The sequence below is a fragment of the Gordonia amicalis NBRC 100051 = JCM 11271 genome (assembly GCF_000332995.1).
Lineage (GTDB): Bacteria > Actinomycetota > Actinomycetes > Mycobacteriales > Mycobacteriaceae > Gordonia > Gordonia amicalis.
On record NZ_BANS01000001.1, the window covers coordinates 231,963 to 249,644 of the forward strand.

12 protein-coding genes are annotated in these 17,682 nt (G+C 67.4%); 4 read left to right on the top strand and 8 right to left on the bottom strand.

Translation table 11 applies throughout. The features are described from left to right. Positions 1–112: 112 nt before the first annotated feature. From GOAMI_RS01095 to GOAMI_RS01105, 3 genes are all read left to right on the top strand, one after another. Positions 113–1,339, top strand: a complete 1,227-nt coding sequence (locus GOAMI_RS01095; RefSeq protein ID WP_006434541.1) for an acyl-CoA dehydrogenase family protein — start codon at positions 113–115, stop codon at positions 1,337–1,339. A gap of 250 nt (positions 1,340–1,589) precedes the next feature. Further along, entirely contained in the window at positions 1,590–2,324 is a 735-nt protein-coding gene (locus GOAMI_RS01100) for a polyphosphate kinase 2 family protein (RefSeq protein ID WP_006434542.1), read from the top strand. A 66-nt stretch (positions 2,325–2,390) separates the two neighbouring features. Then, on the top strand, positions 2,391–4,115 hold the full coding sequence (locus GOAMI_RS01105; protein WP_006434543.1) for a SulP family inorganic anion transporter: 1,725 nt from the start codon (positions 2,391–2,393) through the stop codon (positions 4,113–4,115). On the opposite strand, the gene GOAMI_RS01110 is transcribed toward GOAMI_RS01105, so the two are convergent. The 8 genes from GOAMI_RS01110 to GOAMI_RS01145 all read right to left on the bottom strand — a co-directional run bounded on the left by GOAMI_RS01110 (position 4,077) and on the right by GOAMI_RS01145 (position 13,771). After that, entirely contained in the window at positions 4,077–5,414 is a 1,338-nt protein-coding gene (locus GOAMI_RS01110) for a diacylglycerol/lipid kinase family protein (protein WP_006434544.1), read from the bottom strand. The two genes, GOAMI_RS01105 and GOAMI_RS01110, sit on opposite strands and share 39 nt — an antisense overlap. Then, positions 5,411–6,805, bottom strand: coding sequence for a hypothetical protein (locus tag GOAMI_RS01115; RefSeq protein WP_006434545.1), 1,395 nt, complete (start codon positions 6,803–6,805; stop codon positions 5,411–5,413). Before GOAMI_RS01115 ends, GOAMI_RS01110 begins: the two co-directional genes overlap by 4 nt. A 21-nt stretch (positions 6,806–6,826) precedes the next feature. Further along, positions 6,827–7,255, bottom strand: coding sequence for a DUF7144 family membrane protein (locus tag GOAMI_RS01120; protein ID WP_006434546.1), 429 nt, complete (start codon positions 7,253–7,255; stop codon positions 6,827–6,829). A gap of 186 nt (positions 7,256–7,441) precedes the next feature. Beyond that, the gene (locus GOAMI_RS01125) at positions 7,442–10,210 is read right to left on the bottom strand and encodes a molybdopterin-dependent oxidoreductase (protein WP_006434547.1); all 2,769 of its coding nucleotides are present in this window, start codon (positions 10,208–10,210) and stop codon (positions 7,442–7,444) included. A gap of 4 nt (positions 10,211–10,214) precedes the next feature. Continuing rightward, a complete protein-coding gene (locus tag GOAMI_RS01130) occupies positions 10,215–11,027 on the bottom strand; it encodes an FAD binding domain-containing protein (RefSeq protein WP_006434548.1) in 813 nt (270 codons plus the stop codon). Beyond that, entirely contained in the window at positions 11,027–11,263 is a 237-nt protein-coding gene (locus tag GOAMI_RS01135) for a hypothetical protein (RefSeq protein ID WP_006434549.1), read from the bottom strand. The genes GOAMI_RS01130 and GOAMI_RS01135 overlap by 1 nt, the downstream gene beginning before the upstream one ends. 83 nt (positions 11,264–11,346) lie before the next feature. Beyond that, on the bottom strand, positions 11,347–12,876 hold the full coding sequence (locus tag GOAMI_RS01140) for an MFS transporter (protein WP_006434550.1): 1,530 nt from the start codon (positions 12,874–12,876) through the stop codon (positions 11,347–11,349). A gap of 118 nt (positions 12,877–12,994) precedes the next feature. Next, a complete protein-coding gene (locus GOAMI_RS01145) occupies positions 12,995–13,771 on the bottom strand; it encodes an SGNH/GDSL hydrolase family protein (protein WP_006434551.1) in 777 nt (258 codons plus the stop codon). A gap of 466 nt (positions 13,772–14,237) precedes the next feature. Between GOAMI_RS01145 and GOAMI_RS01150 the strand changes: the two genes are divergently transcribed. Next, positions 14,238–17,627: a pyruvate carboxylase gene (locus tag GOAMI_RS01150; RefSeq protein ID WP_006434552.1), complete on the top strand. Its 3,390-nt coding sequence runs from the start codon at positions 14,238–14,240 to the stop codon at positions 17,625–17,627. The last annotated feature ends 55 nt before the right edge of the window (positions 17,628–17,682 follow it).

Here is a 17,682-nt window from a genome sequence, read left to right on the forward strand (position 1 = left end):
GGAAACGAATTCGCGTAAACGTACCTAGACATCCTGGGTGACTCCTGACACAGTTGAGTCGGCAAAACTGAAACGTGTTCGCCACGGCGGGCACCGGTCTGGGAGAGTGACGATGTTCGAGTGGTCCGAAGAAGATCTGATGGTGCGGGACGCCCTGCGCGCGTTCATCGACAAGGAGATCCGGCCACATCTCGACGAGCTCGAGTCCGGCGTGCTGCCCCCGTACGACATCACCCGCAAGCTGCTGTCGACATTCGGGGTCGACGCGATGGCCAAGGATGCGCTGGAGAAGGAACTCGCCGCAGAAGCCAACGGGGAGAAGAAGAAGTCCTCCGGCGATGGCGGCGGTATGGGCGGCTCGATGTTCATGATGGTCAACATCGAGCTCGCGGGTGTGTGCCTGGGTCTCGTCGCATCGCTGGGTGTGAGCATGGGCCTGACCGCCTCGACGATCCGCGGCAAGGGCACGCTCGCGCAGAAGAAGCGCTGGCTGCCCGAGCTGGTGACGATGGAGAAGGTCGGCGCCTGGGCGATCACCGAACCCGATTCGGGCTCCGACGCCCTCGGCGGCATGAAGACGACCGTCCGCCGCGATGGTGACGACTACATCCTGAACGGGCAGAAGACGTTCATCACCAACGGCCCGTACGCCGACACCATCGTCGTGTTCGCAAAGCTCGACGACGGCAGCGGAACGCCCATGCGTGACCGCAAGGTGCTGTCCTTCGTCCTCGACAAGGGGATGCCGGGGCTCACCCAGGGCAAGCCGTTCAAGAAGATGGGCATGATGAGCTCGCCGACCGGTGAGCTGTTCTTCGACAACGTCCGGGTCGGCAAGGACCGTCTGCTCGGCGAGACGGAGGACACCGGGGGAGATTCCCGTGGTTCCGAAGGTGCGAAGGCCGGCTTCACCGCCGAACGTGTCGGCATCGCCGCACTGTCGCTGGGCATCATCAACGAGGCGCAGCGACTGTCGATCGACTACGCCAAGACGCGCAAGCTGTGGGGTCAGGAGATCGCCCAGTTCCAGCTCATCCAGCTCAAGCTCGCCGAGATGGAGATCGCCCGGATCAACGTGCAGAACATGCTCTTCAGCGCGATCGAGCGGGGCAAGGCGGGTAAGCCGCTGAGTCTGTCAGAGGCGTCGGCGATGAAGCTCTACTCGTCGAAGGCCGCCACCGACGTGGCGATGGAGGCCGTTCAGCTGTTCGGCGGCAACGGGTACATGGCCGAGTACCGGGTCGAGCAGCTCGCGCGAGATGCGAAGTCGCTCATGATCTACGCCGGCAGCAACGAGATCCAGGTGACCCATGTCGCCAAGGGGCTGCTGCGCGGCTGACCCGGCGAACCGCACCGAGCGACGGCCCCGGCAGACGCCTGCCGGGGCCGTCGCTCGTCGTTGTTTGTGGCGAGAAGGCATCGATCTGAGCCCTTTTCGGCGTCATCGCGCGTGAGATGAGTCGTGGCCGTCGACAATACGACGTGATTCGTCGATGCCCCCTCAGGAGAGGTGTGGCAATGTGAGGTCTTCGAGTGGTCGAGGACGCCGCATCCGCTGCCCAGGACGTCGGGCGACTGTGAGGTGAACGATGGGTGGCAAGAAGCATCGCGGGAAGAATTCCGGCAGTGGTCTTTCGGGCGTGGCCGCGGCCGATCAACCGGGCTGCGGTCGGCCGGGCGGGACCGCTGCCCACCCGATGTCCGACAAGGCGTACCGGAAAGCCCTCAAACCGCTGCATGCCGAACTGGTGGCGATGCAGGAATGGGTCCGGTCGTCGGGTGCCAAGGTCTGCGTGGTCTTCGAAGGCCGGGACACCGCGATCTTCGACCGGAGCTGGTACAACCGTGCCGGAATCGAACGTGTCCTCGGGTACTGCACCGAGGAGCAGGCGCGTCAGTTCCTGGAACAGACGCCGACCGTCGAGCGGGCGATGGTCGACTCCGGGATCATCCTCCTGAAGTACTGGCTCGAGGCCAGTCAGGAACAGCAGACGCTGCGCCTCCAGAGCCGCATCGACGATCCGCGCAAGATCTGGAAGCTGTCGAAGGCCGACCTCGAGTCCTACAGCCGCTGGTACGACTTCTCCCGGGCGCGCGACGAGATGTTCCGTTACACCGACACCGGCTGGGCGCCTTGGTACGTCGTGTCCAACGACGACAAGAAGCGCGGACGGCTCAACGTGATCAGCCATCTGCTCGGTCAGGTGCCCTACGACCCGCTCGAACTTCCCGACGTCACGTTGCCGAAGCGGCAGAAGCCGCATGGGTATCGACATACCGACCAGGCGCTGCATTGGATCCCCACGCCCTACCAGGAGCGGTGAGGTGACCGCCGACCAACCCGCGGTGCGGCGTTGCCTGGACGCGGTCGCACTGCGGCGAGCGCGCGCATGAGCGTCGGCAGGTCGGCGCTCTGGCGCCTTCCAGGTCTCGCGACGGCCCGGGGATACAAGCGCGAGTGGCTTCGTACCGACGTCGCCGCCGGGCTGGTGCTCACCGCGCTGCTCATCCCCGCCGGGATGGGCTACGCCGAAGCCGCCGGGCTGCCGGCTTATGCGGGCCTGTGGGCGACGATCGTGCCGCTGCTCGCGTATGCCGCGGTCGGCCCGTCGAAGATCCTTGTGCTCGGACCGGATTCGTCGCTCGCGCCGCTGATCGCCGCGGCGGTCCTGCCACTGGCCGCGGTCGGTGACCCGGAGGACGCTCTCGCACTCGCCGGGATCCTCGCCGTGCTCGTCGGCGCAATTCTCCTCCTGGGCGGCTTTCTTCGGCTCGGATTCGTCACCGAACTCCTGTCCAAGCCGCTGCGACTCGGCTATCTGAACGCGATAGCGCTCATCGTCGTCGTGGGACAGTTGCCGAAACTGCTCGGCTTCTCGGTCGACGCCTCGGGGTTGTTCCAGGAGATCGGTGAGATCGTCACCTCCTTGGTCGCCGGTGACGTCGACACGGTCGCCGCCGCGATGGGGATCGCCTGTCTCGTGGTCATCGTGGTCTTCCGACGCTGGCTCCCGCGGATACCGGGGGTTCTTGTCGCCGTGGTGGGTTCGATCGTGGTGACCGCCCTGTTCGGACTCGACGACGACATCGGGATGGTCGGCGCGCTGCCGGCGGGACTGCCGCTGCCGCAGTACGGCGGCATCGACTGGGACGACGTGCTGTCCCTCGTCGGACCCGCCGCGGGGATCGCGCTGATCGCTTTCGCCGACTCCGGAGTGCTGTCGCGGACCTTCGCCGCCCGGCGCGGCGAGGATGTCGACGGCAGCACGGAGATGAAGGCGATCGGCACGGCCAACATCGCCAGTGGACTCTTCGGCGGATTCCCCATCTCGGCGAGCGGTTCCCGTACGCCGGTCGCCGAACAGGCCGGCGCGCACACCCAGCTCGCGGGCGTCGTGGGAGCGGTCGCGGTACTGGTGTTCGTCCTGGTGGCTCCCGGCGTGACCGCCTATCTGCCCGACGCGACGCTGGCGGCAGTCGTCATCGTCGCGGCGACCGCGCTGATCGACATATCTGGAATGGTCCGGGTGTGGAAGTTGAGCAAGATCGAGTTCGGCTTGGCCGCGGCGGCATTCGTGGGCGTTGCGCTCGTGGGTGTTCTCCAGGGCATCCTGGTCGCGATCGGACTGTCGTTCGTCGCGGTGGTGGCGCGCGCCTGGCAGCCGTACCGAACAGAACTGGTGGAGTTGCGGGACACCGGCTTTCACGACGTCGATCGGCATCCGGAGGGCCACCGGATTCCCGGGCTCGTGCTGGTCCGTTTCGACGCGCCGCTGTTCTTCGCCAACGGCAAGATCTTCGCCTCACACGTTCGGGAAACGTTGGCGCGCCACGGGTCACCTGTCGACTGGGTCATCGTCGCCGCCGAACCGATCACCGGTCTCGACACGACCGCCGCAGATGAACTCGTCGATCTCGACCGCTCGCTCGAGTCGTCATCGATCCGTCTGGTGTTCGCGGAGCTCAAGGGGCCGGTCAAGGACAAGCTCATCCGGTTCGAAATCGATGACCGGTTCGACGAATCGCGGTTCTATCCCACGGTCGAGTCGGCTGTCGAGGCGTACCGGAACCGTGGTTCAGCCACCGCTGAGCCGCGGCCGGAGCAGATCCCGTAACCGGACCCAGTCGAGTTGGGGCGGTGCGACGCGGATCTCGGGACGCTCGCGAGGTACACGGACACGCAACGCACCCGGGGCGATGGTGCAGCGCACCGGAGTCCGGAGTCGCACCGACTCGCCGTCGATGCCGACCGGGATCTCGGCGGCGTCGGCGTCGACGACGACCTGCGTCGCCGTGCGCTGTACGAGGCCTTGTTCGTGGCCGCGCCGGAGCAGGCCCACGGCATGGCGGGTGTCGGCGACCGAGACGGTGACCACGCCGAGTAGTCCGGAGTCGATGCGCGTTCGGCGTCCCAGCCCCGCCAGGTCATTGGTGGCGTAGGGACCGTTGCTCACCAGGATCGCCTGTGGCCCGGTCACGGTGTCGTCCCCGATCCGGGCTCGCAGGCCCGGCCCGGAGTCCGCGCCGAGCAGGTCCGGCAGCATCCGCAGGACCGTTCCGGTCTTGTCGTCGCGGTACTGCGGACTCTGCACGACCTCCGCATAGACGCCGAATGACGCGTTGTTGACGAACGGGCGCCCATTGATCCAGCCGAGGTCGACGTGCAACTCGATTCCGTCGTGAAGTGCGTCCAGACATCGGGTGGGATCGCGCCGGTCCAGCCCGAGGTCGAGCGCGAAGTGATTTCGGGTGCCGGCGCTGATCACGAGGAACGGCACCTGATGTTCGGCGGCCACGGCGGCCACCAGGGCCTGCGTGCCGTCACCACCTGCCACCCCGAGGAGGTCGGCTCCTCGTCTCACCGCATCCCTGGCCAGTTCGGTGACGTCGACTTGTTCCGGCCCGCTCAGCATGGCGACCTCGGCGCCGAGTTCCTCGGCCCGGCGCTGCAGGTCGAAGCGGACGACCTTGCCGCCGCCTGACCGTGGATTCATCACCAGGAAGGGACGGCTCACCGGCGCCGCCGGATGTTCCGGCATGAGTGACTGTGCCCGAGTCGGTCGCAATGCGCGTCGGGCGCAGGCGATCGCGACGACGACCAGTGCCCCTGAGGCGATCACGACCCAGAGCTGGCGTTCGCGGATCAAGAAGATTGCCAGCAGTGGAAGCTGGATGACGGCGACGACAGCGGCCAGCGCGCGGATCGCGCCGCGGCTGATGAGGAACCAGTAGATCGCCACGACGATGACCACGGCACACGCGATGCAGACCAGCAGCAGCAACACCAGTGCCCGCAGTCCCGACACGGCGACCGGGAGCAGCAGCGCGACGATCACCGCCGCGACTGCCGCACGCGCCCACCATCGACGAGAGACCGGTGCCTCCTGGACGGCCGTACCCGGCTCCTGCCTCATGCCGTCGCGTCGTCCTGCCACGCCCGTGCCGGCCGGATCACGATCTCGATCACCAGCAACGCGACGAGTGCGAAGAACGCGATGAGCAGGACGACGAGGCCGGTCGGGTAGTTCCAGAACATGAGCAGCACCGCCGCGATGCCGATGACGGTCGCCCGCAGCGCGATGCGCGCACGGTAGGCGGTCGTCTCGAACGCATTCGGGGGCCGTGCCTTCCGCAGATGTTGCAGGGAGTCGAGACCGTGTGAGAATCCGTGCCGCACCGCGGTCGCAGACGACGAACCGCCGATCAGATAGGCGCCGATCGCGATCACGAGTCCCAGCACGGCAACGGCTCGCAGCGCGAGTCGGAGTGGTTCGGTCACGGTGTCGGCGATGACGGCCGCCGCGTCGGGCGACAACACCTCCGCCGGTATGTCATCGAGATACAGTGCGCGGACGACGATCAGCGAGATCGCCAGGATGAGCATGCCCACCACCAACGACAAGCCGGTGAGGGAGAGGGCGCGGAGTCGTCGACCTCGTGGTGCGATCGCGACGGCGCCCAGGGCACATGCGATCGCCAGCCACGGCAGGACGTCGGCGACGGTATCGAGCGTGGAGACCGCGCTTTGCGCGCGGACCAGTTCCGGTGACCGGAACAGCACGAACTGCTTGTCGACCGTGGGGATCTTCTCGGCGAAGGTGAACCCGCGGTCCAGGAGGCGTTTCTTGACGTTCTCGATCACCGTCCCGAGTGAGATACTCACGGTTCCCGACTCATCGACGGTCACCGAGGACGGCCCGACGTCTCCGGTCACCACGGCGACGAGAGCGTCATGCGCCCTGCGATTCGCCTCCACCCAGAGCGTTTCGAACTGGTCGCTCGCGACCAGGGACGACACCGTCTGCTGTACGAAGGTGCGGGCCTGGCCGGCGAGGACCGGTGCGAGTCCGTCGATCGCACGATCCACGCGGGGCGCGTTCGCGGTGGCGGGAACCGCATCGCTCAGCGCGTTGAGGGCGTTCGCCGTCAACGCCTCGACGTCGATCCGCTGGAAGATCTCGTCGGTGACCGTGTCGGTGATCTCGGCCTGCAACGCCGGTTCCGAGGCCAGCGGTGCGACCGTCGTCAGATAGCGGTCGGTGTCGAGGATCTCCCCGCGCACGAAGCGGGACGTGACCGAGGTGATCGCCAGCAGTGCGACGAGGACGCACAGGATCCCCACTGCGAACCAGCGCCAGCCGGACCGCCGTTTCGCGGTGCCGGCCGACGCTGGTTCGCCCGTGTCGGCCCGTTCGCGCAGCCGGGCCACCTCGGTGCGCAGCTGCTCGAGCTCGGCACGTTCGGACGTGCTGATGGGGGATCCTCCGTGCGGATCCTGATCGCCCTCAGGGGTTTCCGTGTTCATCGAGGGCGCCGATCGGGATCATCAGCGGTAGTCGGCCCGGGGATTCCAGGTCGAGACCGCCCAGATGACGACCACATCGAGCGCGATGATCAGGACCGACCACCACGGGTAGTACGGCAGCCACAGGAAGTTGGCGATGACGGAGAGGCCGGCGATCACGATGGCGGTGAATCTGGCCCAGCCGGCACCGCTGATGAGTCCGGCGCCGACGATGATCGCGATGGCGCCCAACACGATGTGGATCCAGCCCCAGGTCGTGAAGTCGAACTTGTAGACGTAGTCGACTCCGCGGACGAAGACCTCGTCCTCGGCCACGGCCGCAATGCCCTGTGCGAGTTGGACGACACCGACGACGATCAGGATGATCGCCGCGCCGATGGACGTCCCTGCGGCGATACCCTGCTTGGCAGACAGGGTTCCGCCGTCGTCTACGGGTGCAGTATGTGTCATGGTGCCCTCCTCTGGACTGTCGGATTATGAGGAGTGTGCGTCTCGGCGAGGCGATTTCGCAGGAATTCTGCCGAAATGTTTGATCTTTGGTCCCAATTGCCATCCAAATGAAATCTGTTGAGCACCAAACTTGTTAGGGAATCAAAGAAGTGTTTATCCGATGTTGAATGCCTGTTTGCCAGCTCTTTAACTCCGGCGTTTGTCGGCGGATTCGGGGTGCGTGAGCCGCCAGATCCGGTCCCGTGACATCGGCGTCTCGTACGGGCGGTCGTCGAGGGCACGTCGGATGGCGTTCGCCAGCGCGGGAGCGACCGGGTTGAAGGGTGACTCCGACATCGATTTGGCCCCGAACGGGCCGAGTTCGTCGGCGGTGTCGGCGAAGTAGACCTCGGTGAACGGGACGTCGGCCATCTGGGGTACACGGTAGGTGCGGAACACCTTGGTCAGCGGTGCGCCGTGGTCGTCGATCATGATCTCCTCGTAGAGGGCAGAGCCGATGCCCTGCGCCACACCGCCTTCCACCTGACCCCGACACTGTTCGGGATTCATCACGGTGCCGGCGTCGGCCGCGTGGACGGACTGCAGGATCGCGACGGTGCCGGTCTCGGTGTCCACCGCCACCCGGAAGGCCTGCACATCGAATGCGATGGAACGCATCTCGCCCCGTTCCTCGCCGGCGGCGATGGCGCGCGGACCGTCCGGATGCAGCACCCGGTGACGGTCGTCGACCGCGTCGATCAGGTGTCGGAACCCGATCAGCCGATCGTCGGCAAGGGCGCCGTCCGAATGCATTTGGATGTGGGCGGGATCGATACCGGTGAGTCGGCTCGCAGCCCCCACGAGAATGTCGCGGAGCGCGAGGCAGGCGCCGTACACGGCCTTCCCGGCCACGGTGGTACCCGCAGAGGCGAACGCTCCGGTGTCGTGTGGGACAGCGTCGGTGTCCCCGTGCCACAACGAGACCCGGCCCGGTTCGGTCGACAGCGCGGTCGCGACGATCTGCGTGTGGACCGTCGTGGTGCCGTTGCCGAACTCACAGGTCCCGACACCGACGTGATAGTTGCCGACGGAGTCGACCGCCACGGTGACATCCGCGAAATGACCGCGTGGGGCCATGGTGGCGATCGCGGAGATCGCCATCCCTTCGCCGACGCGCCACCGTGGTCCGGGCGGGACGACGGCACCGTTGCCCCGCCGCAGGGCGGACTCGGCCAGGTCGAGGCATTGGTCGAGACCGTAACTGCCGTAGACCAGGTCCACCTCGGGGTCGGGACGTGCGATGAGAAGCGGATCGCCGTCGGCCACGGCATTGCGACGCCGGAGTTCGAAGGGGTCGAGGCCGAGGCGGATCGCGAGCTCGTCCATCGCGCACTCGACGGCGAAGATCACCTGCCCGAGACCGTAACCGCGGAACGCGCCCGACGGCGGGTTGTTGGTGTAGACGACCTCGGCGTCGATCCTCTTGACCGGGCAGTTGTACACCGAGACCGACTCGGCGCAGGCATGGAACATCACGCCGATCGCGTGGTTGCCATACGCACCGGTGTCCGACAACACGTCGACGCGCAGCGCGGTGAGCCGGCCGCTGTCGTCGGCCCCGAGATCCACCGTCACCCGCATCGGGTGGCGATAGGTCGTTCGCGTCATCTCGTCGGTGCGTGTCATCTCGTAGACGCAGGGACGCCCGGTGCGCAGTGTGGCGACGGCGGCGAGATCCTCGGTGAGCATCTCCTGTTTGCCGCCGAATCCGCCGCCCACGCGGCCGCTGAACACGCGGACCTTCTCGGGTGGTAGATCAAGGATCCGGGCGAGTTCGTCGCGTACGAGAAACGGGACCTGTGTGCTGGTGCGGACCACCAGACGTCCGGTGGCATCGGTCCAGGCGATCGAACCGTGGGTCTCGAGCTGTGCGTGGGAGACCCGACCGTTGCGCCATGTCCCGTGCACCGTCGTCGACGATGCCGCGAGTGCTTCGTCGACGTCACCGCCGAAACCCTCGTGGAAGGTGGCGACGATGTTGCGTTCGGCCTCCATCACCCGGTCGTCGACGGTGCGGTCGGGATGGATGACGGGGGACCCGGGCGTGCGTGCATCCTCCGGGTCGAAGACCGCGGGCAGTTCCTCGTAGGTGACGCGGATCAGCGCCGCGGCCTGCTCGGCGACCCCCGGTGTCGAGGCGACGACGGCGGCGACGCGCTGTCCGACGAAGCGAACGACGGGATCGAAGACGAGGGTGTCGTCGGGGTCCTCGAGCCGGTTCTGATGACGTCCGGTGGAAAACCTTGGCGTCGAGACGTTCTCGTGGGTGAGGATCACCTCGACGCCGGGGAGGGCCGAGGCGTCGGAGGTGTCGATCGCGAGGATGCGGGCGTGTGGGTGAGGCGAACCGAGTACGTGGATGTGCAGTGCGCCGTCGACCGGGACGTCGAAGGTGTACGCCTCGGTACCGGTCACCACGCGTCGCGCCGCGGGCGGATTGACCGAGGTGCCCACGCCGGCGCCGACCGCCGGACGGGGACGGGCAGGCGCCAGGGCGTTGCCGATGGCGTCCCGGATCGAACGGTAACCGGTGCAGCGGCAGAGGTTTCCCTTCATCCGCCGCGGCAGGTCACCGAGGTCGTCCGGGGTGAGCGTCGAGGCGGTGACGATCATGCCCGCGGTGCAGAACCCGCATTGGAAGCCGAAGCTGTCGACGAAGGACTGCTGCACGGGATGCAGATCGTCGGGTGTGCCGAGGCCGGCGACCGTGGTCACCGACTTCCCGGCGGCGCGCTGTGCGGGAAAGATGCACGAGTGCACGGGTTGTCCGTCGACGAGTACCGAACACGCACCGCAATCGCCTGCGTCGCAACCCTTCTTCACCTCGAAGTGGGCGTGTTCGCGGAGCAGCATCCGGAGGCACTGTCCAGCAGCGGGTTCGGCGTCGATCGTCTCGCCGTTGACCTCGAACTCCATCGTTCTACCCCGTCCCGGTGAGCTCGAGGCGGATCTCCTCGGCGAGGGCCGCCGACACCCCGCGCCGCCAGTCGGCGGACCCGAGCGGATCGGTGTAGTAGCCGGGGGCGGTGGTGATGTCGTGATGCAGCCGGTCCGCGGTCGGCGGACGGGGATACCGCAGAACCGTGGGCCACTCCGTTGCGGCCGTGATCCCGAAGACCGTGGTGGCGTCGGGGTCGATGCGGCCGGTCACGACGGCCCCGGAGCGTCCCAGGTCGGCGAGGGCGATCTTTCGGAACCCGGTCACCGCGGCCAGTGCGTGCGCCGGGAAGTCGATGGCGCGGAGGACTTCCCCGGGGCCCAGGAGGTTGATGCCGTTGCCGATCACCAGTTCGGCGACCGGCACACACCGGTCGGCACCGTCGGGATTCCAGATGAGCGCCGTGGCGTCGAGTGCGACGGCCAGTGACACCATCGACGCCGCCGCGAAGGACCGGCAGATGTTGCCGCCGACCGTGGCCATGTTCCAGATCTTGAACGACGCGAGAAGGGCGTTCGCGCACTGGGCGAAGAGGGGATGGGCACGGAAGCCGGGGCGTGGCGGCAGTGCGACCAGCTCCGCGATGGTGCAGGTGGCGCCGATGCGGAGACCGCCGTCGGGCAGGTCTTCGACCGATTCCCAACCCATTTCGCTGAGGTCGATGAGACCGGTGGTGGCCGGCTGGGGTTCGGAGAAGACCCAGGTTCCCCCGGCGACGAGTTGTTCGCCGGGGCCCGCGAACACGTCGCCCCGAGAACGCGCGAATCGGTACTGGGTGACGGCGGTGAGATCCATCAGTGTGCCTTGTCGAGAAGGCGGCGGAGCTGCGTCGCGACCGCGGTGGTCAGGTCCCACAGTACGAGGTCGGTGAACTCGCCGGGTTCGATCGACGCGATTCGACGACGCGGTGCCGACCACATGCACCGCTCGGCGCCGGGCCCGACCCGGCCGGCCGATTCCATGTGGTCCGGTGGGGCGCAGCCGAAAGATTCGGCGTCGTAGGCGTTCTCGATGAGCGTCGCAGGGGGCACGGCGTCACGCTACGTGGATCGGCCCGGCCGCGCATCTCGATGACCGGCGACGTCGGCGACGTCAGGTTCGGCGAGGTCCGGTGTCACACGGGGGTTTCGGTGAGTCCGCGCCGCCCCGGGATGGCCATCGCGACCACCGACGCCACGACACAGGCGGTCAGCGCGATACCGGACGCCCACAGATAGCCTTCGCTGGCCGGGACCGAGATCACACCTCCGTCGGGATCGGTGCCATCGGGTCCGGTGACCGTGATCATCGACCAGGTGAGGAGCATGCCGACGACGGCCGAGGCGGTCGAGGTGCCGATGATGCGCATGAGGGCGTTGACGCCGTTCGACTCACCGGTCTGCTCGATGCTCACCGACTGCATGATGAGTGCGGGCATCGCCGAGTAGGCGATTCCCAGTCCGGCGCCGATGCAGCAGGCGATCACCAGCATGTGGACCCAGGTCAGGGCCCACGGGCCCGCGAGTCCGACGATGAAGACGACGTATCCGATGCCGATCACCGCGCCGCCGAGGGCGAGTGACACCCGCGCGCCGAGTGCGGCGTTGATGCGACCGCTGAGGTTGGACAGCGCGAACATGACCAGGCCGCTCGGGGCGAGGATCAGACTCGCGTGGACCATGTCGTAGCCGAAGCCGTTGGGACTGCTGGTGGGTGCCATGAGCAGCTGGATCGGGATGAGCTGCATGGCGTAGAAGGCGAAACCGGTGGCGATCGACGCCAGGTTGGTCAGGAGCAGGGGACGCTCGCCGAGGATGCGGAGATCGATCAGCGGGTTCGGGCGTCGCAGTTCGACCGCGGACCAGACACCGAGGAGCACGACGAACCCGCCGAAGCAGCCGAGGGTGAGCGGGGCGGCCCAACCCCACACCGCGCCCTTCGACAGCGGCAGGAGGAGGCAGACCAGGACCCCGGCCAGGCCGAGCGCGCCGAGGAGATCGAATCGTCCACCGGATGCGGAGGAGCTCTTGGGGACCGTCAACACGACGCCGACGGCCGCCAGGGCGGCGGCGGCGCCACACGACCAGAACAGGGCGTGCCAGCTGACGTGCTGGGCGATGGCCGCGGCGAACGGAAGTCCGAGCGCGCCGCCGATCCCGAGCGAGGCGCTCATCGTGCCGACCGCCGAGCCGAGGTAGCGGGCCGGGACGATGTCGCGCATGACGCTGATGCCCAGTGCGATGATGCCGAATCCGAGGCCCTGGAGACCGCGCCCCAGGATGAAGAGCGGCAGTGAGGTGGACAGGGCGCAGGTGATCGAACCGACCGCGACGAATCCGAGGCTGGCGAGGATCGCGAGCCGTTTGCCGTACATGTCGCCGATGCGGCCGCCGATCGGGGTCGCGACGGCTCCCACCAACAGGGTGATGGTGATGGCCCAGGTGGTGTTGGACGCGTCGGCGTTCAGAAGGGTCGGGAGTTGGGGGATCAGCGGGACGATGATCGTCTGCATCAGGGCGACGACGATGCCTGCCAGGCAGAGCACCGTGACCGCGGCACGGGGGTGGACGTGTCCGTCGGTGGCGTCGAGCGGAGGGCGGATGTCCGACGAGGTGTGCGGGTCTTCTTCGCCCTGCGATCCGTTGGTCTCGGTCCTGCTGGTCACTCGCTCGTCCGACCCATTGTATTCATGCGTCGTTCACACCTCCGAAAGGTCAGACTATCCCGGCCCGGTCGCGGGAGAACGTTTGCGTCCCGGCCCGAGACGTCCGGAGGGAACGGTCTCAGCGTGCGATCAGGGCCGCGCCCGACACGGGTTCGGGCCAGCGGGGCGTCACGCCGTCGCCGGAGGAGATGCCGCGCGCCCGCCGCATCACCCAGGGGCCGAGGAAGGTGCGCGCCCATTCGGCGTTCTGTCGACGCTGCTCGCGGCGGGTCAGCTCGGCCGCGGCCTCGAGTTCGACGGGGGTGATGTCGTGGCCGACACCGAGGAGGTCCAGAACCTCGGCGGCCATGCGGGTGTGGCCCAGAGGCGACATGTGCAGGCGGTCGGTGTCCCACATCCGGTAGTCGTCGTAGCCCTTGAGTCGCCGGTAGTCGAAGACGACGACGTCGTGCCGCTCGGCGACCTCGCGGAGCAGTTCGTTGTAGATGGCGATGCGACCGCGCAGCGTGCGGAGGACCGGGGCCCAGCCCGTGTCGTAGGCGGTGAAGACGACGACCGTGGCGCCGGTGGCGACCAGCTTGCCGAGAGCGGCGTCGTATCGGGCCATCAGCGCGTCGAGGTCGATCGACGGCCGCGTGATGTCGTTGCCGCCGGCGTAGAGGGTGATGAGGTCGGGGTTCATGGCGACCGCCGCGTCGAGCTGCTCGGCGATCACGGCGTCGAGCAGCCGGCCGCGGATCGCCAGGTTCGCGTAGCTGAAGTCCTCGTTACGGGCGGCGAGTTGTTCGGCGACGCGGTCGGCCCAGCCGCGCAGGCCGTTCGGTCGGGCCGGGTCCGTGTCGCCGACACCCTCGGTGAAGGAATCCCCGAGCGCGACGAAGCGTGTGAAGCCCACGATGTTGACCCTCCTGGTCGGCGGTGACGAATGCCGGTGACGAACGGCGACGGCGAATCCGGAGTCGACGCTAGTTGTGCCGGGCCTGCCGAACCAAAGTCTGCGGCGTGCGTCACTGACCGAGGCGAGTGCTCGGGTTGCGCGATTCGGATCGATTTATTCGTAATCCGGATACTGTGCGGCAACAATTCTCGACAGAGCGATCGGTCGGTTTTCGGGCATATTCCGCGCTGGTGATCTCTCACCGTGCCAACCTGCGGTGAGAGCATTCCACAACCCCCGTGCAATCTCTCCCGGTTATGTTGTCCGGCAGTCTGTTTCGGTACTCGTCGGGGAGGTGTCGCGGGATGCTCGGGGTGGGTTGTGTTGTGAGTAGGATCACGTGATGTACTGCACAGGTCCGTCGAGTGAACGGACCCGAGATAACTCGATAAAAATGTCGCAGCGGGAGAAAAGGGAACACCCGATGTTCGAGAAGGTTCTGGTTGCCAACCGGGGTGAGATCGCGATCCGTGCGTTCCGCGCCGCCTACGAGCTGGGTGCGCGCACGGTCGCGGTGTTCCCGTATGAGGACCGCAACTCGGTGCATCGCCTGAAGGCCGACGAGTCGTATCAGATCGGTCTGCCGGGCCATCCGGTGCGGGCGTACCTGTCGGTCGACGAAGTGGTGTCCGCGGCAGTGCGCTGTGGCGCCGATGCGATCTATCCCGGCTACGGCTTCCTGTCGGAGAACCAGGGTCTCGCGGCTGCGTGTGCCGAGGCCGGCATCACCTTCGTCGGACCCAGCGCCGACATCCTGGAGATGACCGGCAACAAGGCCACCGCGGTGGCCGCGGCGAAGGCCGCGGGCATTCCGGTGCTGGCGTCCTCGGCGCCGTCGTCGGATCTCGACGAGCTGCTCGCCGCTGCCGAGGACATGCAGTTCCCGGTGTTCGTGAAGGCGGTCGCCGGTGGTGGCGGTCGCGGTATGCGGCGTGTCGACGATCGTGCCGACCTGGCCGAGTCGATCGCCGCGGCATCGCGCGAGGCGGAATCCGCGTTCGGTGACGCCACGGTGTTCCTGGAGCAGGCCGTGGTCAACCCGCGCCACATCGAGGTGCAGATCCTCGCCGACAACCACGGCAACGTGATCCACCTCTACGAGCGCGACTGCAGTCTGCAGCGCCGCCATCAGAAGGTCATCGAGCTCGCGCCGGCACCCAACCTCTCCGACGAGCTGCGGGAGAAGATCTGCGCCGACGCCGTGGCCTTCGCCCGCCACATCGGTTACACCTGTGCGGGCACCGTCGAGTTCCTCCTCGACGAGCAGGGACGCCACGTGTTCATCGAGATGAACCCGCGTATCCAGGTCGAGCACACCGTGACCGAGGAGATCACCGACGTCGACCTGGTGAGTTCGCAGCTGCGCATCGCGGCGGGGGAGTCCCTGGACGATCTCGGGTTGTCGCAGGAGTCCATCCGCATTCGCGGTGCCGCGCTGCAGTGCCGCATCACCACCGAGGATCCGTCCAACGGCTTCCGTCCCGATGTGGGTCGCATCACCGCCTACCGCAGCCCGGGTGGCGCGGGTGTGCGCCTCGACGGTGGCGCCAACCTGGGCGCCGAGGTGAGCGGGCACTTCGACTCGATGCTGGTCAAGTTGACCTGTCGAGGAAGAGATTTCCCGACCGCGGTGCGTCGTGCGCGGCGTGCGGTGGCCGAGTTCCGCATCCGCGGTGTGGCGACCAACATCCCGTTCCTGCAGGCCGTGCTCGACGATCCGGACTTCCGCGCCGGTCGGGTCACGACATCGTTCATCGACGAGCGCCCGGAATTGCTGACCTCGCGGTCGTCGGCGGACCGCGGCACCAAGATCATCTCGTACCTGGCCGACGTGACGGTCAACAAGCCGCACGGGGAGCGTCCGACGACGGTGTACCCGCGGGACAAGCTGCCCACCGTCGAGCGCTCGGTGCTCGCGTCGCCGCCCGACGGTTCGCGTCAGCGTCTTCTGCAGCTCGGACCCGAGGGCTTCGCCCGCGACCTGCGGGAGAATCCGCGTCTCGGTATCACCGACACGACCTTCCGTGACGCGCATCAGTCGCTGCTGGCGACGCGCGTGCGCACCACCGGTCTGGTCAACGTCGCACCGTATGTCGCGGCGCTGACTCCTGAGTTGTTGTCGGTGGAGTGCTGGGGCGGCGCAACCTACGACGTGGCCCTTCGCTTCCTGAAGGAAGATCCGTGGGATCGGCTGGCGCAGTTGCGGGAAGCGATCCCGAACATCTGTCTGCAGATGCTCCTGCGGGGTGCCAACACCGTCGGGTACACGCCGTACCCGACGAAGGTCACCACCGCGTTCGTCTCCGAGGCGACCGATGTGGGTATCGACATCTTCCGGATCTTCGACGCGCTCAACAACATCGATGCGATGCGCCCGGCGATCGACGCGGTCCGCGAGACGGGGACCGCGGTGGCCGAGGTGGCGATGAGCTACACGGGCGACCTGTCGTCGCCGTCGGAGGATCTCTACACCCTCGACTACTACCTGCGTCTGGCCGAGCAGATCGTCGAGGCCGGTGCCCATGTGCTGGCCATCAAGGACATGGCCGGTCTGTTGCGCGCGCCGGCGGCGACCACGCTGGTCTCGGCCTTGCGCAAGAACTTCGACCTGCCGATCCATGTGCACACCCACGACACCCCGGGTGGTCAGCTCGCGACCTACATGGCGGCCTGGCAGGCCGGCGCGGACGCGGTGGACGGTGCGAGTGCGGCGCTGGCCGGCACCACCAGTCAGCCGCCGTTGTCGGCGATCGTGGCCGCGACTGCGAACACAGACCGCGACAGCGGTCTGGACCTGGCCCGGGTCTGTGATCTCGAGCCGTACTGGGAGGCGCTGCGAAAGGTGTACGCGCCGTTCGAATCCGGTCTGCCGGCTCCGACCGGTCGCGTGTACTCGCACGAGATCCCCGGCGGTCAGTTGTCGAACCTGCGGCAGCAGGCCATCTCGCTGGGGCTGGGCAACCGCTTCGAGGCCGTCGAGCAGGCCTATGCCGCCGCCGACTCGATGCTGGGCCGTCTGGTCAAGGTGACGCCGTCGTCGAAGGTCGTCGGTGACCTGGCCCTGGCGCTGGTGGGTCGCGGGATCACCGCGTCGGACTTCGCCGCCGACCCGAGTTCCTACGACATCCCCGATTCGGTGATCGGGTTCCTGCGTGGCGAACTCGGTGACCCGCCCGGTGGATGGCCGGAGCCGTTGCGCACCCTGGCGCTGCAGGGCCGCGCACCCGCGCCGGAGATGGCGACGCTGACGACCGACGACGAGGCGATCCTGGACAAGCCCGGCCGCGATCGTCAGGTCCGGCTCAACCACCTGCTGTTCCCCGGTCCCACAAAGGAGTTCGAGGAGCACTACGAGACCTACGGCGACACCTCGCGGTTGTCGGCGAATCAGTTCTTCTACGGCCTGCGGTACGGCGAGGAACATCGCGTCTCGCTCGAGCCGGGTGTGGAGTTGATGATCGGTCTCGAGGCGATCAGCGAGCCGGACGAGAAGGGCATGCGCACGGTGATGTGTGTGCTCAACGGTCAGCTTCGCCCGATTGCGGTGCGCGACCACAGCATCGACTCCGCCGTCGCCGCCGCCGAGAAGGCCGATCGCTCCAACCCGAAGCACATCGCGGCGCCGTTCGCCGGGGTCGTGTCCCTGTCGGTCGACGAGGGTGACGAGGTCGCCGCAGGCGCAACGATCGGCACCATCGAGGCGATGAAGATGGAAGCTGCCATCACCGCACCGGTCGGCGGCAAGGTCTCTCGGGTCGCGGTCGGCCCGGTCACCCAGGTCTCGCCGGGTGATCTGCTCATCGAGCTCAGCTGATCTCGGCTTCCTCCGGGGTCTCGCTCACAGGTTCCGTTCCCGCTCACCCGATCTT